The organism is Coprobacter secundus subsp. similis, assembly GCF_015097275.1.
GTDB classification, from domain to species: domain Bacteria; phylum Bacteroidota; class Bacteroidia; order Bacteroidales; family Coprobacteraceae; genus Coprobacter; species Coprobacter secundus.
Window position 1 is genome coordinate 3,613,443 of the sequence record NZ_AP023322.1, and the last position, 21,006, is coordinate 3,634,448.

Annotated in this window: 19 protein-coding genes; 13 read left to right on the top strand and 6 right to left on the bottom strand. The window is 35.0% G+C overall.

Annotated features, from left to right (window positions below; all coding sequences use genetic code 11):
- Nucleotides 1–22: 22 nt before the first annotated feature.
- A complete protein-coding gene (locus Cop2CBH44_RS14290; RefSeq protein ID WP_200755991.1) occupies nucleotides 23–1,633 on the bottom strand; it encodes a CTP synthase in 1,611 nt (536 codons plus the stop codon).
- A gap of 217 nt (nucleotides 1,634–1,850) precedes the next feature.
- Between Cop2CBH44_RS14290 and Cop2CBH44_RS14295 the strand changes: the two genes are divergently transcribed.
- From Cop2CBH44_RS14295 to Cop2CBH44_RS14305, 3 genes are all read left to right on the top strand, one after another.
- Nucleotides 1,851–3,341: a DUF3078 domain-containing protein gene (locus Cop2CBH44_RS14295; RefSeq protein WP_021929661.1), complete on the top strand. Its 1,491-nt coding sequence runs from the start codon at nucleotides 1,851–1,853 to the stop codon at nucleotides 3,339–3,341.
- Nucleotides 3,342–4,098: 757 nt separating this feature from the next.
- Entirely contained in the window at nucleotides 4,099–4,887 is a 789-nt protein-coding gene (locus tag Cop2CBH44_RS14300) for a GDSL-type esterase/lipase family protein (protein ID WP_021929660.1), read from the top strand.
- 44 nt (nucleotides 4,888–4,931) lie between these two features.
- The gene (locus tag Cop2CBH44_RS14305; protein ID WP_200755081.1) at nucleotides 4,932–7,106 is read left to right on the top strand and encodes an alpha-galactosidase; all 2,175 of its coding nucleotides are present in this window, start codon (nucleotides 4,932–4,934) and stop codon (nucleotides 7,104–7,106) included.
- A gap of 53 nt (nucleotides 7,107–7,159) precedes the next feature.
- Here the strand turns inward: Cop2CBH44_RS14305 and Cop2CBH44_RS14310 are convergent, their stop codons facing one another.
- Together Cop2CBH44_RS14310 and Cop2CBH44_RS14315 are read right to left on the bottom strand one after the other, a co-directional pair.
- Nucleotides 7,160–7,966, bottom strand: a complete 807-nt coding sequence (locus Cop2CBH44_RS14310) for a hypothetical protein (protein WP_021929658.1) — start codon at nucleotides 7,964–7,966, stop codon at nucleotides 7,160–7,162.
- Nucleotides 7,967–7,971: 5 nt separating this feature from the next.
- Nucleotides 7,972–8,493, bottom strand: a complete 522-nt coding sequence (locus Cop2CBH44_RS14315; protein ID WP_200755082.1) for a DUF5034 domain-containing protein — start codon at nucleotides 8,491–8,493, stop codon at nucleotides 7,972–7,974.
- A gap of 309 nt (nucleotides 8,494–8,802) precedes the next feature.
- On the opposite strand from Cop2CBH44_RS14315, the gene Cop2CBH44_RS14320 reads away from it, so the two are divergent.
- Nucleotides 8,803–9,399: a YqgE/AlgH family protein gene (locus tag Cop2CBH44_RS14320; RefSeq protein WP_021929656.1), complete on the top strand. Its 597-nt coding sequence runs from the start codon at nucleotides 8,803–8,805 to the stop codon at nucleotides 9,397–9,399.
- Here the strand turns inward: Cop2CBH44_RS14320 and Cop2CBH44_RS14325 are convergent.
- From Cop2CBH44_RS14325 to Cop2CBH44_RS14335, 3 genes are read right to left on the bottom strand one after another with little or no spacing between them, the layout of a single operon-like run.
- A complete protein-coding gene (locus tag Cop2CBH44_RS14325) occupies nucleotides 9,377–9,934 on the bottom strand; it encodes a GNAT family N-acetyltransferase (protein ID WP_200755083.1) in 558 nt (185 codons plus the stop codon). The two genes, Cop2CBH44_RS14320 and Cop2CBH44_RS14325, sit on opposite strands and share 23 nt — an antisense overlap.
- A 24-nt stretch (nucleotides 9,935–9,958) precedes the next feature.
- Entirely contained in the window at nucleotides 9,959–10,582 is a 624-nt protein-coding gene (gene recR / locus Cop2CBH44_RS14330; RefSeq protein ID WP_021929654.1) for a recombination mediator RecR, read from the bottom strand.
- Nucleotides 10,583–10,595: 13 nt separating this feature from the next.
- The gene (locus tag Cop2CBH44_RS14335) at nucleotides 10,596–12,587 is read right to left on the bottom strand and encodes a fructose-1,6-bisphosphatase (RefSeq protein ID WP_200755084.1); all 1,992 of its coding nucleotides are present in this window, start codon (nucleotides 12,585–12,587) and stop codon (nucleotides 10,596–10,598) included.
- Between the two features lie 104 nt (nucleotides 12,588–12,691).
- Between Cop2CBH44_RS14335 and yihA the strand changes: the two genes are divergently transcribed.
- The 9 genes from yihA (at nucleotide 12,692) to Cop2CBH44_RS14380 (ending at nucleotide 20,974) form a co-directional block, all read left to right on the top strand.
- Complete coding sequence (gene yihA, locus Cop2CBH44_RS14340; protein WP_021929652.1) at nucleotides 12,692–13,300, top strand: ribosome biogenesis GTP-binding protein YihA/YsxC; 609 nt, start codon at nucleotides 12,692–12,694, stop codon at nucleotides 13,298–13,300.
- A gap of 143 nt (nucleotides 13,301–13,443) precedes the next feature.
- Complete coding sequence (locus tag Cop2CBH44_RS14345) at nucleotides 13,444–13,911, top strand: nucleoside deaminase (RefSeq protein ID WP_200755993.1); 468 nt, start codon at nucleotides 13,444–13,446, stop codon at nucleotides 13,909–13,911.
- A 292-nt stretch (nucleotides 13,912–14,203) separates the two neighbouring features.
- The gene (locus tag Cop2CBH44_RS14350; RefSeq protein ID WP_200755994.1) at nucleotides 14,204–14,692 is read left to right on the top strand and encodes a DUF4494 domain-containing protein; all 489 of its coding nucleotides are present in this window, start codon (nucleotides 14,204–14,206) and stop codon (nucleotides 14,690–14,692) included.
- A gap of 5 nt (nucleotides 14,693–14,697) precedes the next feature.
- Nucleotides 14,698–15,369 (top strand): YggS family pyridoxal phosphate-dependent enzyme, encoded by a 672-nt coding sequence (locus Cop2CBH44_RS14355; RefSeq protein ID WP_021929649.1) that lies wholly within the window; start codon nucleotides 14,698–14,700, stop codon nucleotides 15,367–15,369.
- 23 nt (nucleotides 15,370–15,392) lie between these two features.
- The gene (locus Cop2CBH44_RS14360) at nucleotides 15,393–16,373 is read left to right on the top strand and encodes a dihydroorotate dehydrogenase-like protein (protein WP_200755085.1); all 981 of its coding nucleotides are present in this window, start codon (nucleotides 15,393–15,395) and stop codon (nucleotides 16,371–16,373) included.
- Nucleotides 16,374–16,555: 182 nt separating this feature from the next.
- Nucleotides 16,556–17,647, top strand: a complete 1,092-nt coding sequence (locus tag Cop2CBH44_RS14365) for an aldose epimerase family protein (RefSeq protein ID WP_021929647.1) — start codon at nucleotides 16,556–16,558, stop codon at nucleotides 17,645–17,647.
- Nucleotides 17,648–17,698: 51 nt separating this feature from the next.
- Nucleotides 17,699–19,009 (top strand): MFS transporter, encoded by a 1,311-nt coding sequence (locus tag Cop2CBH44_RS14370; protein ID WP_200755086.1) that lies wholly within the window; start codon nucleotides 17,699–17,701, stop codon nucleotides 19,007–19,009.
- Between the two features lie 38 nt (nucleotides 19,010–19,047).
- On the top strand, nucleotides 19,048–20,193 hold the full coding sequence (galK, locus tag Cop2CBH44_RS14375; RefSeq protein WP_021929645.1) for a galactokinase: 1,146 nt from the start codon (nucleotides 19,048–19,050) through the stop codon (nucleotides 20,191–20,193).
- Nucleotides 20,194–20,278: 85 nt separating this feature from the next.
- Complete coding sequence (locus tag Cop2CBH44_RS14380; protein ID WP_021929644.1) at nucleotides 20,279–20,974, top strand: NUDIX hydrolase; 696 nt, start codon at nucleotides 20,279–20,281, stop codon at nucleotides 20,972–20,974.
- Nucleotides 20,975–21,006 lie beyond the last annotated feature (32 nt).

Here is a 21,006-nt window from a genome sequence, read left to right on the forward strand (position 1 = left end):
GTTTAAATCTTTAATTCCGTTTTTATTTCTTTTTGTTTTCGATAGCAGCTTTGATAAAGTCGACAAATAGCGGATTGGGTTTTAGTACGGTACTATTGTATTCTGGGTGATATTGTACTCCGACAAACCATTTCAGATTGGGTATTTCTACGACTTCAACTAAATGTGTATCTGGATTTTCTCCGACACATTTCATTCCCGCTTTTTCAAATTCATCACGGTAATCACTGTTGAATTCGAAACGATGGCGATGACGTTCTTTTATGTGGGTACTATTGTACGCCTTTGCCGCTTTAGAACCCTCTTGTAAGATACAGTCGTATTCTCCCAGTCGCATAGTTCCTCCCATATTTGAGATGCTTTTTTGGCTTTCCATAAGATCAATAACATTATGGCTGGTACTTACTTCCATTTCAGTAGAGTTGGCATCGGTGTATCCTAATACATCTCTAGCGAATTCAATAACCATACATTGCATACCCAAGCAGATTCCAAAAGTCGGAACATCATGTTCTCTGGCATATTTAAGAGCTATGAATTTGCCTTCGATACCTCTTTGTCCAAATCCTGGAGCAATAATAATTCCATCCATTGGGGCAAGTATTTCCTCAACGTTGTCTTTGCTTATTTTTTCTGAATGTATCAGTTTTAAATCGAGTTTCCGATCGTTATATGTTGCAGCTTGGAAAAGTGCTTCATTTATAGATTTGTAAGCATCAGGAAGTTCGACATATTTACCTACTAGGCCAATGCGCACACTTTCTGTTGCATTTTTCATGCGTGCCAAGAATTCTTTCCACGGTTTTAGTTCTGGCGTTGACTTTATAGGCATACCTGTTTTTTGCAATACGATCTCATCCAATTTTTGTTGTTGCATCTTCAGTGGAACTTCATAAATCGACGGTACATCAATAGATTGTATTACAGCTGAAGGCTCTACATTACAAAATAAAGCTACTTTTCGGCGGATGTCGGTACTGAGCTCATGTTCTGTGCGTAGAACCAGTATATCAGGTTGTATTCCGACTTCTTGTAATTGTTTGACTGAGTGTTGAGTTGGTTTGGTTTTTACTTCTTTTGCTGCAGCAATAAATGGGACATAAGTTAGATGGATACAAAGGCAGTTTTTCCCCAGTTCCCATCGTAATTGACGTACACTTTCGAGAAAAGGCAATGATTCTATGTCACCGACAGTTCCACCTATCTCAGTAATGACAAAATCATATTCATTTTTACTGCCTAATAATTTTACATTTCTCTTTATTTCGTCAGTAATATGTGGGATAATTTGGACTGTTTTTCCTAAATAATCACCTCGACGTTCTTTATCAATTACATTTTGATAGATACGACCGGTAGTAATATTGTTAGCCCGGGTTGTACGTGTATTAGTAAAACGTTCGTAGTGACCTAAATCAAGATCCGCTTCATGACCGTCGACTGTCACATAGCACTCGCCGTGCTCATATGGGTTAAGTGTGCCGGGGTCAATATTGATGTAAGGATCAAATTTTTGAATAGTAACATGATATCCTCTAGCTTGGAGCAATTTGGCCAGTGATGCGGAAATAATACCTTTTCCTAAAGATGACACCACACCGCCTGTGACAAAAATATACTTTGTATCCACAATGATATATAATTTAATACATTAATTACGTGTGTATTATTTTTTAAACTGCAAAAGTATGAAAAAATATTCAGAATTTTAGGAGATTCCTCTTAGATTAATTATCAATTAACACTTGTATATTTTCCTGTAAAAATTGAATTATATTGTTTGTAATATCTTTTGAAGGGAATTAAGTTATTTATTTTTAATTATCTTTGCATAACCAGAGTGAAAAAATATGAAGAAGAGAAAGTGTTTTTTTGTAGTGATCTTATTTATTTCTATTATTGTGTGTAGGTTTTCTATGGCTTTTGCACAGACGGACACGATACCTGAAATACAGCGGGTGGTAGTAGATTCTTTAATTTATCAAGAGAAAATTGAACCGCAAGATACTATTGTGCGTGTAGATACTCTTCGTAAAACGAAAAAGCAATTGAAGAAATCTGTAACTCCTCCGGTGAATGATAGTATATTGAATAGTTATCTATTGCGTCTTATAGAACCAGATACTACAAGATTTTCACCCGAAGTTGAACGGGCATTACAAATGGTTGTTGATTATGATTCCTTGATGATATATACCGATACAATACCTATAAATCCAATATTTATGCCTATTATATTTTCTAAATATCAGGATGTTAAGATTCCGACTATACATCTTGTTAAGGGCAAGAAAATGAATTATGGATTATCTTTGGGAAATAGTATAGATTGGTTGAAATCTGCAGAAAATTTTGAAACGTTGGGCAATATAGCTCAATTGGATTTTATCGTTAATCATCCAGATTTGATAAAATATAATGATGAGAATCTGCCTGATATTCCTGAAGTGGAACAATTGAAAATGAATCCGTTGAGAAATCTGATAACCTTGGAATCTCCGAAGATAGAAAAGGTCAGAAATATAAATACGGGGACAGTAAAATTGAAACATTGGATTTCGGGTTTTCAGAGTTCTATCCAGTTTTCGCAGGTACATATCTCTGAAAATTGGTATCAAGGAGGGGAAAGTAATTTAAATTTGGTAAGTAATCAGGTCTATAATTTGAAGTACGATGATTATAAAAAAATAATTTTTGAGAATACAATTCAATGGAAATTGAATTTGAGTAGTGCTCAGGACGATACAGTACATACAATAAGGGTGAGTGAAGATCTTTTTCAAATTAATTCTAAATTTGGAGTGAAAGCGTATAACAAATGGTATTATACAGCATCGTTATATTTTAAGACTCAGCTATTAAATAATTTTAAGGCAAATTCAAATGATAAACAAGCTGAATTCTTTTCTCCTGGTGAGCTTAATTTAGGTATAGGTATGTCGTATCAGTATAAAAATGATAAACGGAAATTAGAATTGTCTGCGATATTGTCTCCACTTTCGTATAATCTCCGGTTTGTATTGAATGATAAAAGTATAGACCCTGCAAGTTTTAGTATTACAGAAGGAAAATCTCTTAGTCAGTATGGTTCTTCTGTTGAGATGACAGTGAAATGGGAGTTTATTCGTAATATGCTTTGGAATTCCCGATTCTTCTATTTTACCAATTATGACCGTATTCAGATAGATTTTGAAAATAGTTTTGATTTTATTTTGAATCGTTTTTTTTCTACTCGGTTGTTTTTGCATATGAGATATGATGACAGGCAGCCTAAGAAAGATAAAGATACGTATTTGCAATTTAAGGAGTTATTGAGTTTCGGATTCAATTATCGTTTTTGATTTTAAATCGTATTATTATTGTCTGTCTTTAGGCAGAGGTAAGGTGTGGTACGATTTGTTTTCGGGCTTATAAGCAGTAATATCAAGAGAAAGTATATACTGTTTTTCCCTGGATTTTCTTTTTTTTCAGTTGAAGTAATCAGACAAATTTTAGCTAGCTGGATTACGTCTCTGGAAACAGGTGTCGATAATCAGAATACATGGATTGCCTTTAAAAAGAGGCTTATTTAAAATCCGTACCGGATACATTATTTGCACAAATAGCAGTTGATAGTAAATATTGGCTGTGGATTAATGGAGACTTGGTCGTTTTTGAAGGAGGATTGAAAAGGGGATCAAATCTTAAAGATTCGTATTATGATGTTGTGGACATTTCCCATTATTTAAAAAAAGAAAATAATCGGATAGCAGTTTTATTATGGTATTTTGGAAAAGACGGCTTTTCTTATAAAAGTAGTGTAAAGGCAGGGCTGTTGTTTAATGTCGTGGGGAAAAATGTTTTGATTATTAGTAATATCTTATAAAGTTTATAGTGGTAAATATCGATTTAAAGTGCAATAAATTATTTCGGCTATTTTTAAGCATATTAGGGGCTTGGTATGGAATATTTAAAAGATTTTTATTTTATATCAATAAAAGAGAGGTTGAAAAGTAAAGAATTATTTATATTTACACTGTTAAAGAGAAGATAATGGAAATTAGTTATATATGATTTGAAAAAGTAGTTAGAAATTTGAAAAGATAAAAGCCAATAACAATGAAGACACGATTTTATTTTATCCGTATGACATTGATTCTTTGTTTGTCATTTTTTAGTTTAACATTATGGAGTGATAATGAGGGGAAAGAACTCAATATAGTATTTATTGGAAATAGTATTACACAAGGTGTTTTGTTAGAAAATCCAGAAAAACAGGCTCCTCCTGTCAAATGTGTTAATTGGCTTGAAACACAATTGGATGTAGAAAAAATTTCTTTTTTCAATGCAGGTCGAAGTGGTTGTACCACAGTAGATTTTCTTCCAGAAACAAACAACCTGTTTCCTTGGATGAAAATAGAGGCAGACAAATTGGCTAAAAATAAGGGAATTTTATTATTCTCTATTATGCTAGGGGGGAATGATAGTGCAATAAGCGGACCTAAGGGGGCTCCGGTCGAAGCTGAGCAATATCGTGAAAATATGAGGAAAATAATAAATAAATTATTGGATCTTTATCCCAAAGCAGTTATTGTTTTAAATGACCCCCTTTGGTATAGTCCTAATACTTATAATGGAGCAATGTATTTAGTTGCTGGACAAAAACGATTGTTGGAATATATACCGGAATTAAGACGATTAGTTGGAGAGTATGCGCAGATATTTCCGGGACAGGTAAAAACTGGAGATACCGAAGCATATAAGTATTTTAAAGAATATTATCAGACAGACATGGTTGCTGAAGATGGAAATGCTGGAGTTTTTTATTTGCATCCGAATGATAAGGGTGGGTCTCGTTTGGCTGAGTATTGGGGACAAGCCATATTAAGAGCTATTGGCAAAGAATGATATAGTTCTAAAGCAAGATATAATTCTAAAAATTAAATACCATCATGAAACATTATTTTTTTTTATTATCGGTGATAAGTTTGTTTCTATCTTTACCGGTAAAAGCAGAAGATTATTTGATTTCTACTCCGCAAACGTCTTTATTACTTTCTGGTAATAAAGGTGAAAAGTTGTATTTTCAGTATTATGGCAGCTATATTGATTCAGAAAAAGATGTTTATAATAGTGGAACAGAAATGAGAGAGCCGGTGTATCCGGCGTTTGGTATAAATTGTGTTACAGAACCAGCTATACAAGTAACCCATTGCGATGGGAACATGTCATTGGAATTATTGTTTGACAGAGTGGAAAAAAGTTCCGATGTAATTTCTAACACTTGGAAATTTGTGTTATATGATCCAGTGTATCCGTTTCGGGTGAAAGTTTGTTATCAAGCGTACAAAAATGTGGATGTAATAGAAACATGGACGGAAATTTCTCATCAAGAAAAGAAACCTGTAATCCTTTATAAATTCGCATCTGGATATATTCCAATACGTCAAGGCGAACATTGGCTTTCACATCTGCATGGAAACTGGGCTTCTGAATCTTATTTAGATGAAGAGTTGCTATTACCGGGAATGAAAGTAATAAAGAATAAAGACGGAGTTAGAAATGCCCAGACTGACAACCCGTCATTCATGTTGTCCATCGGAAAATCTCCGGAAGAAAATACCGGGACTGTATTGGGGGCAACGTTGGCATGGAGTGGTAATTATGCTTTAAAATTTGATATAGATCATAATCGAAATACACGTATTTTTGGAGGAATTAATGAAGAAGCATCTCACTATATACTTATGCCTAAAGAAGTATTTATAACGCCAGAATTGGTTCTTACATATAGTATGGAAGGAAAAGGTGGTGTAAGTCGTAATTTCCACCGTTGGGCACGAGATTATAAGGTGTCACATGGTAATCAGCTACGAGATATTTTATTGAACAGTTGGGAAGGAGTTTATTTTGGTATCAATCAACCGGTGATGGAACAAATGATAAAAGATATATCTGGCCTTGGTGGAGAATTGTTCGTTATGGATGATGGCTGGTTTGGTGAGAAATATCCGCGTGATAATGATTCAACAAGTTTAGGAGATTGGATTGTGTGTAAGAAAAAGCTTCCTAATGGAATTGCCAGTTTAGTAAAATCTGCTCGGGATAACCATATAAAATTTGGTATTTGGATAGAACCCGAAATGGTTGATGATATCAGTGAATTATATGAAAAACATCCAGATTGGATTATTTGCCAGAAAAACAGAATTCCAGAAAAAGGTCGGGGAGGAGCACAATTAGTCCTTGATTTATCAAATCCAGAAGTTCAAGATTTTGTTTTTGGCGTTGTCGATAATTTAATGACAGAAAACCCGGATATTGCTTATATTAAGTGGGATGCTAATATGACTTTGGCCAATTATGGTTCATATTATTTACCTATGGATAAGCAATCACATTTGTATATAGATTTTCATAGAGGATTGATTAATGTTTTGAAGCGTATTCAAAAAAAATATCCCGATTTAGTAATGCAGGCTTGTGCAAGTGGGGGAGGACGTGCAAATTATGGTTTGCTCCCATATTTTGACGAGTTTTGGGTGAGTGATAACACCGATGCATTACAGCGCATATATATGCAGTGGGGGATATCCCATTTTTTTCCAGCTTCTACAATGGCATCTCATGTTAGTGCAGGGCGCAATCATCAAACTGGGAGGGTCACTCCATTAAAATTTAGATTTGATGTTGCGATGTCTGCTCGTTTGGGGATGGAAATGCAACCTAAAGATATGACTCCAGAAGAATATGAGTTTGCCCGAAAAGCAATTACAACATATAAAGAAATACGCCCGCTTGTACAACAAGGGGATCTGTATCGTTTGATTTCTCCATATGATAAAAAAGGTGTTTCGTCTTTGATGTATGTAACTCCGGATAAAAGTGAGAGCGTATTTTTTGCGTACAAGCTTGAACATTTTCGGAATCAATTCATTCCCCGTTTTCGCATGGCAGGTCTGAATCCTGGGAAAAAGTATAAATTGGAAGAAATAAATCAGGTGAATACTAATTTACGGCAACATGGGAATGTAGTAAGCGGTAAATATTTAATGGAAGAAGGCATTGATATACCACTGGACAGAGAATATTCCAGTATGATAATCCGTTTGAAAGAGATAAAATAAAGAGGAATATGAAGAAATTTATAAAAGGCATCTGTACTAAGTACAAATGCCTTTTATTGCGATTTTAGAGGTATTCCAAAACCAATTTGACCCATTAATCGACCTGAAATATGATTGTTCGAAAACATTTTTTCTTCAATTAGTTGATTGGTGTATCGGTTAGTACGGCCATACCATATAGGATATTTTCCAGGAAACAGTTGGTAATTGATATCAAGAGTCAAATAGATTTTGCCAATGCGGTAGCTGATATCTATACCTGGACTTATATAGCCCATATCTCTTGAGGGGGTATAAGTACCTGGTTTTATTAAATATTGGACTTCCTCCATTTGGTTGTTACCGATACCTTTTAAATCAAGAAGAATGCGTGACATATTGATGGTCGTAATGCCAGCAGCAATGCGAGGAGAGAATAACCAGTTCCCTTTTGAGATACGATAACAAAAGCCGACTTGTAAGTATGGTTCAGCTATGTTATCACGTTCATTATACAAGTTAGATGTTATATAATAATTTTGTTTGAATGGCACAGATACAGTTTGTAGCATATTTGAGTTTTCTGTATCGAAACCACTTCCGAAAGTAAATCCCAAGCCTGCGAATATACCCCATTCCCTTTTAAAAAAATAAGTAAGCTGTAATTGGGTTGATAAAGAAGATTTTTTGTCACCGATTAAACAATCAGAAATATTTCCAGAACTGAAATCGGAGAGGTATATACAGCTTCCGACATTAAAATCGAGGAGGACTCGGGGAGGGGTAAGTTGTTTCGATGTATTTTCTTGTGCATAAATTCTTGGGGTGAAAAGTATAAGAAGTAAACAAACGGTGTATTTAGAATGATGATATATATGCATAATGTTTAGTATAAGGTGGTTATGGGGGTTACTGCGGATAATTTGCGTCCACTTTCGAGAATAAGTGATATGGCAAATCTTTGTTCACCGGCTTTAAGAAAAGTTAATAATGCAATATCTATATCCGCAGGGTATCCATTAAAAATATAGACATTATACTCTGATAGTTCTGTATTTCCGCTACTATACTGGTTGGGTATAATACGAAAATATTCAGAAATATCAACATTGTTGGAAATATCTATAACTTCTATGCGAGTTATTTTATCATATAATTGATAATATCCATTTTCTGAAAGTTTTTGTTGAGGAATGGGCCTTATACGTATGGCATATGCTTCTTGGGGTATTGGAGTGTTATCTTCAACGATGACAGGTTCTTCCCCGGCATTATTGAGATTATAAATTTCTATATTTTGTAAATCTATAATTTCGGGCTCTTTTTCGTCAAATGATTCTCCACAAGAAAAACTTATGTTTAAAAAAAGGATAAAAGCCGGTAATATTAAAAACGAATGCTTTCTCATAAAAGTAAAGAGATGATATTTTTGCAAATATAAACAGATTGTTTTTTAGACAAAAAGATAAATCTGTTTTCTTGTGTTATCATCTTCTTTTTCGGCTGTATGTAATAGGATTTATTTAATCATTTTTCAAAAATAGCCTTTTAGATATATGAGAGGAAGATTTTGCCTTCCTCTTTGTATTTTAGTGAGTGTTATATTGATATTTATTTGTTTAAATAAAAAAATGAGAAAATGAAAAAAATGTAGGAACTATTGTAAATATCAAAACGATTTTGTATTTTTATTTTCATAATCAATACAAAATAAAAAATGAAGTTAGAGTCCGGATTATTTAGGACACCTTGTAGCAGTATAAAGCCTGCGCGGGGATGTTTGTTGGTGTCTGAGCCGTTATTGACGGATTCGTACTTTCAGCGTTCGGTTATATTTCTGATTGAGCATAATACTGAAGGAACAATGGGACTCGTTTTGAATAAGCCCTCAGGACTCGTTTTAAACCGTCTGGTTGAAGGATTGGAAGAATTAACTGAAATACCAGTCTTTTGCGGGGGACCTATGTCGGGAGACAGATTGTATTATTTACATACATTAGGGCATTTGATTCCTAATGCAATAGAAGTTGGAGAAGGTCTTTATATCGGAGGAGACTTTGATGTTATAGTCTCTTATTTAAGAAGTGGTAATAATATAGAGCATAACATTAAATTTTTTATTGGTTATAGTGGTTGGTCTCCCGGTCAACTTTCAGAAGAAATAGAAGAGCGTGTATGGGCTGTAAACAATAATTATTTTGTTGAGCAATGTATTTCTCAAGAGGGGGATTTGTTTTGGCGGATGGCTGTTGAAGGTTTGGGGGATGAATATCGGACATGGCTCAATTACCCTAAGCTTCCTTATTTGAATTAATTGAGATTTGGGGTTCAATTTTTTGCATTAGAATGACATCCTCATATTGGAATGCATTTTTTTGAATCCATTCATGTAGATATCCGCATTGAGTAAATCCACAATGAGAAAATAGTTTGAGGCTGTATGTGTTGTTTTGGGGAATATGGGCATATAGCTGATGCAAATGAAGAAATTCAAAAGTATATTCAGAAAGAAGATTAAGTGCCTCAGTCCCGAATCCTTTATTTTGCTCCCCGGGAAAAATAAGAATTCCGATTGCAGCCCTGCGGTGGTGAGGATCAAAGTCAAAAAGGTCTATTGTCCCAACAGTTTTTTTATCTTTGTTACATGTAATCATGAGCCTGAGTTGGCGGGTTTGATATATATCATTTTGTCCGTTTTGTAAATATTCACGTAAAGTAAATCGGGAATAGGGCACTAATGTGCTGCCGTATTGCCAGAGAGAAGAATCATTTTCACTGTGGTAAAGAATATCGAGATCCTCTGGTTCCAAAGCTCTTAAGTGAATATTTGTTTCGGAAAGGTATTTCATTGATGCTTAATGCTTTATCAATTGTTAACTTTTAAATGTTTCGTTGAATGGAAGTCGATTTACAATAGAACGTCCTAAAGTTACCTCATCGGTATATTCCAATTCATCACCAACAGAGACTCCTCGAGCGATGATAGATATTTTTATATCATAAGGAGCTAATTTCCGAAATATATAAAAGTTAGTAGTATCTCCTTCCATAGTTGCACTTAGTGCAAGGATAACTTCTTTTATTCCTCCGGCAGCTACTCGGGTTACTAAAGAATCTATTTCAAGGTCAGAGGGGCCTACTCCGTCCATAGGAGATATTACACCTCCAAGAACATGGTATCTGCCTCTAAATTGTCTGGTATTTTCAACAACCATTACTTCTTTAATATTTTCGACAACACAAATTGTACTGTCATCTCGAGTTGCATCATTACACAGAGCACATATATCACTATCTGATATATTATGACATATCTGACAGTATTTTATTTCTTTACGGAGTTGTATTATTGTATTTCCGAATGTTTCTACAGATTCTTCTTCTTGACGTAACAGGTGTAATACCAGACGCAATGCTGTTTTTCGTCCAATACCGGGAAGTTTGGCAAATTCATTTACAGCATTTTCAAGTAAAGCGGAAGAGAAAGGCTGGCTCATTTTAGTTTTTAATTTACGATTTTTCTTTGATGTAACCGTTGCGATATGCAACTAATAATTTTTTTAAGTCTTGTATTTGAGTTATTAGCTCTTTTCCTATATCTGTATCTCTTACCATCATTCGTTGGGAACTGAATTCAAGAATGAAGCTGGTAGATATGATGTCTATCCCTTCTTTGATTGCCTTTTGTGTAGACTGGAATGGTTCATGTTGGGCCAGTTGTAATCCTCTGGAATGGTAAATGAGAGTGTATCCGGCTATTCCGGTTTCGGATTGATATGCTTTGGAAAAACCTCCATCGATGACAAGAAGCTTTCCCCCTGCTTTTACGGGTTTCTCTCCTTTTATTGTTTTTACAGGAATATGCCCATTGATGATATGGGAGTGTTTATCATTGATGCCGAACTCTTTCAGAATCATATCACATACAGATTCTTCATTCCGGAGCTCATAATAGTATCCTTTTTTTTCTTTAGAAATAGATTTGTCCGCAATAAAGTAACGTTCGAATGTTGTCATTTTATCTTTATCGAATGAGGGCGAATCTTCTCCACACCATAAGTACCAGGTATAATCTAAAGCATAATTGCGGTCAACAGAGTCTTCATCATCGAAATAAGCGGTTCGTATCAGTTGGTCTACTTTGTCAAGGAGAGATTTTCCTTTATATTTTTTCCCTCTGATTTCTACTTCTTTAAATGTTCCATCGGCATTTAGGGGAATGGAGGCATGAAATAATAAATTGGAATTTCGTACGAGATATATACCACCATGAGCGTATAGACATCGTATATGTTTGCGCAATTTTTCACTATTGACAAATGAGTGCCGAAGTTTGCAAATAAGATCTTCTTCGTCTTCGGTCAAAGAAAATGGATTTTGAGGATCTATTGTCGGAAAAGATATGTCTTTTAATGGATATTCTTTCCCTTCTAACAATATAGACCCTTTTTCATAATTTATCCTATTCAATAATAAACGATCAGTCATTTTGAATTCGGGATGATTCAAAATGATTTGTGCTTCAAGTTTAAACTGGATTATGGTTATTGCTTTATGCATTTGAGCAATGAGCCGGATCGTTTTTTCATTATGCACTGTGGTATCGTTTATCTTGGGCATGAAAACATTGCAGGGATCATCTTTGTATCTCTCCATTGCGAAAGTTGCTAAAGGTAGCAAGTTGATACCATATCCGTCTTCAATTGTACCTAAATTAGCATATCTTAGTGCAATACGGAGTACGTTGGCCATGCATGCTGTATTGCCAGCAGCAGCTCCCATCCATAAAATATCGTGGTTACCCCATTGTATGTCGAAGTTATGGTAGTTACATAGAGTATCCATGATAATGTGTGCTCCAGGTCCCCGGTCATAGATATCGCCAACGACGTGTAATGTATCGATAGTCAGTCTTTGTATTAAGTTGCACATGGCAATGATAAAATGATCGGCTCGTCCGGTTGTTATGATTGTGGAAATAATGACATTAAAATAAGCTTGCTTATTGGGATCTATTTGAGACTCATGTAACAATTCCTGCAAAATATAGGAAAATTCTGTTGGTAAAGCTTTTCTTACTTTTGACCTTGTATACTTGGAAGAGACATTTTGACAAACTTTTATGAGTTGATGTAATGTAATCAAATACCAATCATCCAAATCATTCTCTTCAGATTTTACAAGTTCAAGTTTTTGTTCAGGATAATATATCAATGTACAGAGTTCTTTTTTTTCACTTTCACGTAGAGTTTGGCCGAAGATTTCATCTACTTTGCGTCGTACAGTCCCTGATGCATTCTTAAGTACATGCAAAAAAGCCTCATATTCACCGTGTATATCAGTGAGGAAATGCTCTGTACCTTTGGGCAAATTAAGAATAGCTTCCAAATTGATTATTTCGGTACATGCATCCGAGATAGTTGGAAAGTTATTGGATAGCAGCTGTAAATATCGTAAGTCGGATAGTATTTCCTCGGTTGATATTGTATTTGATTTAGTCATAGTTATAAGTCATTTCAATCTTCAAAAATAACCTTTTTTTTTGAAATGTCAGGATTATGTGGTGTTAATCCTTTATATTTGCATAAAACAACTATGAAAACGATATGGAAATTAAAAATGCACAATTTGTAATAAGCAATACAGACGTTAATAAGTGCCCTGATACGGGATTGCCTGAATATGCTTTTATTGGTCGTTCTAATGTTGGGAAATCATCGCTTATTAATATGTTGACCAATCGTAAAGGGCTGGCTGATACGTCGTCTATGCCAGGGAAGACACAGTTGATAAATCATTTTATAATTAATGAAGAGTGGTATTTGGTTGATTTGCCGGGCTATGGTTATGCTCAACGGGGAAAAGAAGGCCGCGAAAAGATAAGAAGGATAATTGATACCTATATTATGGACCGTGAGCAAATGACCTGCTTGTTTGTTTTGATAGATTGCCGCCATGAGCCTCAGAAAATAGATATGGAATTTATGCAATGGTTGGGAGAAAATGGAGTTCCTTTTTGTATGGTATTTACTAAGATAGATAAATTGGGTCCGGTTCGATTGAAGGAAAATATAGCAGCATATAAGGAACGAATGATGGAGACTTGGGAGGAATTGCCTCCAATATTTGAAACTTCTTCGGAGAAGAAAGTAGGACGTACTGAATTACTTGATTATATAGAAATGATAAATAAGAAATTGAAGGAAGCGTTTTGATTTTTAATAACTATTTGTTTACAAGATATAACGTTATATATAGATAAAATTTAAGTAAACTCTAAACAAGAGGGGTATTTTGCGGTTTTTTGTAATGAGTAAATCGGTTTAGTTTCTTTTATCTAAATGTGTATACTACTATGATGAAAAAAGATGATTTTATGAGAGAAGCGATCGCTATCTCTATTGACAATGTGAAAAATGGGGGAGGACCTTTTGGTGCTGTCATAGTGAAAGACAATGAAATTATAGCCCGAGGTGCTAACCGGGTGACTGCATCGAACGATCCGACAGCGCATGCTGAAGTTAGTGCGATTCGTGAAGCTGCCAAAAAGTTAGGTACGTTTAATTTGAGTGGGTGTGAGATTTATACTTCATGTGAGCCTTGCCCTATGTGTCTGGGAGCTATTTATTGGTCTCGGTTGGATAAGATATATTATGCTAATAATAAGGTAGATGCAAAAAATATTGGTTTTGATGATTCATTTATCTATGATGAGTTGGAGCTGAAGCCATCAGAACGGCATTTGCCGTCGGAGTCTTTGTTGAGGACAGAGGCAATTAAAGCGTTTGAAATGTGGGATAAGAAGGCAGATAAAATAGAATATTGATTACTTGAAGATAAATTTTAGAGGGCAGGTATAATTGATAATTATGTGTTGATTATACTTGTTTTTTATATATGTTCCTAAAATACATTGTGAAGTGATTGGATATATTCTATTTTAGTATTTTTATTACTATAAGGTTTCGAGTTTTATGCTAAACTAAAAAAAAATAGATACCTTTGTTTTAACTTAAAGTCGTATAATATAAGTTTATGAATAAATTTTTTTATTATATACTTATAAATGAATGTTTAAGCTGTTCTGGACAACCCTATATAGTAAAATGAAATAAAGAATAAAGATGAGTAATTGGTTTGAATGCAAGGTTAAGTACGATAAAATGATGGAGAATGGCATGCAGAAAAAAGTTTCTGAGCCTTATTTGGTGGACGCTTTATCGTTTACTGAAGCTGAAGCAAGGATAATAAAAGAAATGACTCCATTTATTTCGGGAGATTTTTCGGTGGCAAACATAAAGAGAGCAAATATTAGTGAACTTTTTATGGATGAGACCGGAGATAAATGGTATAAATGTAAAGTGAATTTTATAACACTTGATGAGAAGAGTGGAGCAGAAAAGAGAACAGCCAGCTATATGTTGGCCCAAGCTTCAGATTTGCAAAGAGCATTAGAAAATTTATTAGAGGGAATGAAGGGTACTATGGCTGATTTTGAGGTTGCTTCTATAACAGAGACCCCTATAATGGATATTTATCCTTATGCAGCAGCTGAAGGTTCTCCTGTAAAACCTTCGGAAAATTCTGATTTAGCGCCGCAAGAATAATATATATGAGTCAAATAGCTGAAAATATAAAAAAGATAAAAGAGTCATTACCTGATGGTGTTCGTTTGGTAGCTGTATCTAAATATCATACCGCAGAAGCTGTTCAGGAAGCTTATGATGCCGGTCAAAGAATTTTTGGTGAAAATAAAGTTCAGGAGTTATTGCAAAAATATCCAGCTTTACCGGATGATATTGAATGGCATTTTATTGGACATCTGCAGAGAAATAAGGTAAAAATGATTGTCCCTTTTATCTCGCTTATTCACAGTATTGATTCTCCCAGATTATTGGCTGAAGTTAATAATGCTGCTGTAAAAGTCGGACGGGTTGTCGATTGTTTGTTACAAATCCATATTGCTCGGGAAGAAACCAAATACGGTTTTTCCATAGATGAATGTGATGAATTCTTGAGGGTAGGAGAATGGAAAAAATTTGATTATATTCGTATTTGTGGAGTAATGGGAATGGCAACTTTTACCTCTGATGAAACAGAGGTGCGTGAAGAATTTGATACTTTAAAGCAATTTTTTGACCGGATAAAAATGAATTATTTCCCTAATGTAGAATATTTTAAAGAGATTTCTATGGGAATGTCTGAGGATTATCCGATTGCAATAAAAGCTGGAAGTTCGATGATTCGTGTCGGTAGCTATATTTTCGGACCAAGAATATACTGAAAAACATACAATTTGATTTTGATATGCAGACATTACAGACGAAGTATGCAGGTTTAACCTTGCGAAATCCTATTATTATCGGAAGTTCGGGTTTGACGAACACAGTAGATAAAATTAAAGAACTTGAGAGAGCTGGTGCTGGAGCTGTAGTTTTGAAGTCTCTTTTTGAAGAACAGATTCTGATGCAATCGGAACATTTATTGAAAGAGGCAGAATCCTATCCTGAAGCATATGATTATGTCCGGGAATATGTGAAATCAAATGATATAAAAAGTTACATTGATTTAATATCTGATGCGAAGAAATACACTTCTATTCCTATTATTGCCAGTATAAATTGTTATGAAAAAGGAAGTTGGGCAGATTTTGCTCAGCGTATCGAATTTGCGGGTGCCGATGCCATTGAAATTAATATCTTGAAAATATCTACGGATATTGAGGAAAAACCGGGAGAATATGAACAGTTACATATCGATATTTTGAAAGAGGTAAAAAGTAAAGTTAAAATTCCGGTAACTTTGAAATTAGGACAGCGGTTCAGTAATATTGTTGGGGTAGTAAATCAGCTTAAAGCCAATCAGGTTGACGGAGTAGTATTATTCAATCGATTTTATCAGCCAGATATTGATATTCATAAAATGCAATTTACATCTGGGACAGTGTTTAGTTGTTCTTCAGATTTTAGTAATACTATTCGATGGATAGGGATTGTATCAGGAAAAGTGCCTAATCTTAATTTGGCTGCTTCTACGGGTATACATGAGCCGGAAACTGTGATTAAAGCCATTTTAGCCGGAGCATCGGCTGTTGAGATTTGTAGCATTTTATATCAGCATGGAAATGGTATTATATCTCAAATGTTAACTGTGTTAGAAGAATGGATGACAGAACATGGTTTTAGTTCTATTGACGCATTCAAAGGGATACTTAATTTCAAAAATGTTCCGGACCAGTCTTATTATGAACGAGTCCAATTTATGAAATATTTCTCTAATCGGGATTGAATTCGTTTTTCCAATTTTAGAATATTGGAAATGTGATACATTTTATTTTTATAATTAAAGTATAAATGAAGTAAAAATGTTCAATTTTATGTTCTAAAACATGTCTTTTATAAGTGTTTTTAAAATAATAAGCGTTATTTTTACACCCAATATTGTTAACTTATTTTTAATACTGAGATATCATGGTAAACGCAGGTATATCGTTTGAGACAACAGCTTCCGGGTTGAATCCATCAGATTTTAATACAGTAATTAATGGAAAAGAAGTCCGTTTATATGTCCTGAAAAATAAGGGGGGGGCAGAGCTATGTATTACAAATTTTGGAGGTATCGTAGTTTCAATTTCTGTGCCCGATACATCGGGAAAACTTGTTGATGTTGTTTTAGGTCATTCTAGTATAACTGATTATCAGAATAGTCCGGAGAAATATTTAGGAGCATTAATTGGTCGTTATGGAAATCGTATAAAGAGAGGCGAATTTGTTTTGGACGGAAAATCGTATAAAATACGGTCAAATAACCCAGATTGTTCTTTGCATGGAGGATTAGTAGGATATAATAATGTGGTGTGGGATGCTGAACAAAAAGATGCACAAAGTCTTGACTTGACATATGTATCACCTGATGGAGAAGAAGGTTTTCCTGGGGTATTGACGATACATGTAAGGTATTCATTGACCGATGATAATGCTATGAAAATAGAATATGTGGCTACAACGAACCAAGCAACGGTAGTGAATCTTACTCATCATTCGTTTTTTAATTTGAATGGAGATGGTGGAGGGGAAGTTACTAATCATATTGTAACTATAAATGCGCCTTTTTATACTCCGATGGATGATAAATCTGTACCAACAGGAGAGATTGCGAAAGTAGAGAATACGCCTATGGATTTTATGACTCCACATGTTGTCGGTGAACGTATCGATGAGAAATTTGAGCAATTAATATTTGGTCGGGGATATGACCATAATTATGTTTTAGCGAAAAGATGGCCCGGAGAATTAACTTATGCCGCAAGAGCTGTGTCTCCGAAAACCGGTATATGTATGGAAGTATATACGACAGAACCGGGGGTACAATTATACACGGGAAATTGGTTAAATGGATTTGAAGGAAAAGCAAGTAGAAAGTATACAGAACGTACTGCGATTTGTTTTGAAACTCAACATTTTCCCGATTCTCCTAACAATCCACATTTCCCTTCAACAGTTTTACGTCCAGGGGAAAAATACACACAAACCTGTATCTATAAATTTGGAATAGAAAAATAATTTGATGAAGAGAATAATAATCTGATTTATAAACTTAAAAATTTTTGTATCATGACACAAGAAAAGAAGAGCGGAAATATTATTGCCATTATTGCAATGATTTTCTTGTTCGGTATGATTTCTTTCGTAACTAATTTAGCTTCACCTATGGGTGACGTTTTAAAGTACCAGTTTGGCGTAGCCAATTGGATGGGGACTTTGGGTGTATTTGCTAATTTTATTGCGTATGCAGTAATGGGATATCCTGCTGGGAAAATGCTGCAGAATCAAGGATATAAGAAAACTGCCCTTGTCGCTATTGCAGTAGGTTTTGTTGGGGTAGGTATTCAAACCATTTCTGGTTTTGCCGGTAGTTTTGGTATTTATCTTTTAGGTGCGTTTGTCGCTGGATTTTCAATGTGTTTGCTTAACACTGTTGTAAACCCTATGCTTAATTTGCTCGGTGGTGGTGGAAATACAGGAAATCAGCTCATTCAGCTGGGTGGCTCGTTTAATTCATTAGCCGGTACTGCGGTTATTATTCTGACGGGAGTTTTGCTTCCTTCTATTGCTAAAGCGCAGATAAGCCATGTATTTCCTTTGATGTATGCAGCATTGGCAATTTTTGCATTTGCATTTATTGTTATTTTGTTGACAAAGATTCCTGAAAAAGAGAAAAGTGAAGTAGCCAGCATTGAAAATTCGAAATACAGTCCTTTATCTTTCCGTCATTTTATATTGGGAGCTATCGGTATTTTTGTGTATGTAGGTGTTGAGGTTGGTATCCCTAATGTATTGAATAAATGGTTACAGAATCCAGACCTTGATGTATTGCAATTACGGGGTGTTGAGGGTGCTGAAGCCATAGCTGGTTCTGTAACAGCGACTTATTGGTTATTGATGTTGGTAGGGCGTTTGATTGGTGCAGCTATTGGTAGTAAAGTTTCTGCTAGAGTGATGTTAGGTACAGCTTCTATATTAGGTTTGATTTTGGTTATGTCGGCAATTTTCGCATCTCCTGAGACTATGGTAAACATGCCGGCTTTCAAAAACAGCCCAGAAGGTTTATTTGGTATTGTCAATATTCCGGTCAATGCTATGTTACTTGCTCTTTGTGGCTTGTGTACCTCTATTATGTGGGGGGGCATATTCAATTTGGCTGTCGAAGGTTTAGGAAAATATACCGAGCAAGCATCCGGTATTTTTATGATTCTGGTTTGTGGTGGTGGTATTTTACCTTTGGTGCAAAACGGTATTGTTGATTTAGCTGGAGGTATTGGGTATCTTACTAGCTATTGGTTGGTTATTGCTTTATTTGCATATCTGTTGTTCTATGCCCTTGTCGGTTGTAAAAATGTAAATAAAGATATCCCTGTTGAATAATTTGCTCATTAGGTTTTTAACGAAAAATAAAAAATGATATGAATAAGAAATTAGTAACAGATAAGTTTGTAGAATTATTTGGAGAAACCGGAGATTTTTATTTTTCACCGGGACGTGTTAATTTGATTGGTGAACATACTGATTATAATGGAGGATTTGTACTTCCAGGAGCGATTGATAAAGGTATGTTAGCTTGTATCAAAGTAAATGGAACGGATAAGGTTCGTGCTTTTGCTGTTGATTTGAATGAATATGCTGAATTCGGTATGCAAGAAGATGATGCACCAGAACAAAGTTGGGCTCGTTATATTTTTGGAGTTATTCGTGAAATTATGAAGCGTGGTGGTCAAGTGAAAGGGTTTGATACTGCATTTTCTGGAGATGTGCCACTGGGAGCCGGCTTGTCTTCCTCGGCAGCATTAGAGAGCACGTATGCTTTTGCATTGAACGATATGTTTAAATTGGGTATCGATAAATTTGATTTGGCGAAAATAGGTCAAGCTACAGAACATAATTATATTGGTGTGAAGTGTGGTATTATGGACCAGTTTGCATCGGTATTTGGAAAAGAGGGGCATTTGATTCGTCTGGACTGTCGTTCATTGGAATATGAATATGTGCCTTTTAATCCGAAGGGGTATAAAGTTGTACTTATTGATTCTGTAGTAAAACATGAATTAGCTTCTTCTGCTTATAACAAACGTCGTGAATCTTGTGAGGCTGTTGTAAAAGCTATACAGAAGAGACATCCTGAAGTAGAATTACTACGGGATGCAGATATGGCTATGTTGGCAGAGGTGAAAGGTGAGGTAACAGCGGAAGATTATATGCGTGCTGAGTATGTTATCGAAGAGATACAGAGGTTACTTGACGCTTGTGAAGCTTTGAAAAAGGGCGATTACAAGACTGTTGGAGAAAAAATGTATGGTACCCATGAAGGAATGAGTAAATTGTACGAAGTAAGCTGTGAGGAGCTTGATTTCTTGAATGATATCGCCAAGAAATGTGGCGTTATCGGTTCTCGTGTAATGGGCGGTGGCTTTGGTGGTTGTACTATCAATTTGGTGCCTGAAGATAAATATGATACATTTGTTGATACAGCGGTAAAAGAATTTACGCATAAATTTGGAAAGGAACCTAAAGTCTATCCCGTTAAGATAGGTGATGGTTCTCGTAAATTATAATCTATTTATATTTAGAAGAGTGTCCTAATGAGCAATTTCATATGCTATAGGCACTCTTTTTTTAACTTTTATACCCTTTTATAAAATGACTCCACAGAATTTTTACAAAGGACAGGCCCGTTTTTTGGTTTCTGTTGATTGCGTAATTTTGGGCTTTATAGGAAATGATATCAAATTATTGACATTTCGTCGAAAAATAGAACCGAATGTCGGAGGATTGTCTTTATTGGGAGGTTTTGTGTACGAGGATGAGACTATTGATGAAGCTGCTAATCGGGTTGTATCTGCACTGACAGGATTAGACAATGTTTATATGGATCAAGTAGGTGCGTATGGGAATTTGGATAGAGATCCGGGAGAACGGGTGATATCGGTTGTATATTATGCGCTTATCAGTATCGACGATTATAAAAATAGTATTATTTCAGCTAGTGATTCTCAATGGGTTAATTTGGATAGAGCAGAAGAACTTATTTTTGATCATAAACAAATGGTTGATGATGCAATAACTCAGCTTCGTCAGCAGGCAGCGCTTTTTCCTATTGGGTTCAATCTTTTGCCCGAAAGATTTACTCTGACTCAGTTACAAACTCTTTATGAGTCTATCTATGCCGAAAAGTTAGATAAGAGAAATTTCAGAAAAAAGATATTATCAATGAATATTTTGGAGCGTCTTGATGAGAAGGATAAGATTAACTCAAAAAGAGGTGCTTATTATTTTGTTTTTAATAAGGAAAAATATGAAGAAATGCTACGTCGAGGGTCCAGTTTTTCGATATAGATGATAATGATATTGTAATTATTTTGAATTAA

Excerpts from the sequence above, each read along its gene's own strand:
- Cop2CBH44_RS14310 (WP_021929658.1), bottom strand. The coding sequence starts at position 7,966 with ATGCATATATATCATCATTCTAAATACACCGTTTGTTTACTTCTTATA.
- Cop2CBH44_RS14305 (WP_200755081.1), top strand. The coding sequence starts at position 4,932 with ATGAAACATTATTTTTTTTTATTATCGGTGATAAGTTTGTTTCTATCT.
- Cop2CBH44_RS14335 (WP_200755084.1), bottom strand. The coding sequence starts at position 12,587 with ATGACTAAATCAAATACAATATCAACCGAGGAAATACTATCCGACTTA.
- Cop2CBH44_RS14295 (WP_021929661.1), top strand. The coding sequence starts at position 1,851 with ATGAAGAAGAGAAAGTGTTTTTTTGTAGTGATCTTATTTATTTCTATT.
- Cop2CBH44_RS14380 (WP_021929644.1), top strand. The coding sequence starts at position 20,279 with ATGACTCCACAGAATTTTTACAAAGGACAGGCCCGTTTTTTGGTTTCT.
- Cop2CBH44_RS14355 (WP_021929649.1), top strand. The coding sequence starts at position 14,698 with ATGAGTCAAATAGCTGAAAATATAAAAAAGATAAAAGAGTCATTACCT.
- Cop2CBH44_RS14320 (WP_021929656.1), top strand. The coding sequence starts at position 8,803 with ATGAAGTTAGAGTCCGGATTATTTAGGACACCTTGTAGCAGTATAAAG.
- recR (WP_021929654.1), bottom strand. The coding sequence starts at position 10,582 with ATGAGCCAGCCTTTCTCTTCCGCTTTACTTGAAAATGCTGTAAATGAA.
- yihA (WP_021929652.1), top strand. The coding sequence starts at position 12,692 with ATGGAAATTAAAAATGCACAATTTGTAATAAGCAATACAGACGTTAAT.
- galK (WP_021929645.1), top strand. The coding sequence starts at position 19,048 with ATGAATAAGAAATTAGTAACAGATAAGTTTGTAGAATTATTTGGAGAA.
- Cop2CBH44_RS14325 (WP_200755083.1), bottom strand. The coding sequence starts at position 9,934 with ATGAAATACCTTTCCGAAACAAATATTCACTTAAGAGCTTTGGAACCA.
- Cop2CBH44_RS14370 (WP_200755086.1), top strand. The coding sequence starts at position 17,699 with ATGACACAAGAAAAGAAGAGCGGAAATATTATTGCCATTATTGCAATG.
- Cop2CBH44_RS14365 (WP_021929647.1), top strand. The coding sequence starts at position 16,556 with ATGGTAAACGCAGGTATATCGTTTGAGACAACAGCTTCCGGGTTGAAT.
- Cop2CBH44_RS14300 (WP_021929660.1), top strand. The coding sequence starts at position 4,099 with ATGAAGACACGATTTTATTTTATCCGTATGACATTGATTCTTTGTTTG.
- Cop2CBH44_RS14345 (WP_200755993.1), top strand. The coding sequence starts at position 13,444 with ATGAAAAAAGATGATTTTATGAGAGAAGCGATCGCTATCTCTATTGAC.
- Cop2CBH44_RS14315 (WP_200755082.1), bottom strand. The coding sequence starts at position 8,493 with ATGAGAAAGCATTCGTTTTTAATATTACCGGCTTTTATCCTTTTTTTA.
- Cop2CBH44_RS14360 (WP_200755085.1), top strand. The coding sequence starts at position 15,393 with ATGCAGACATTACAGACGAAGTATGCAGGTTTAACCTTGCGAAATCCT.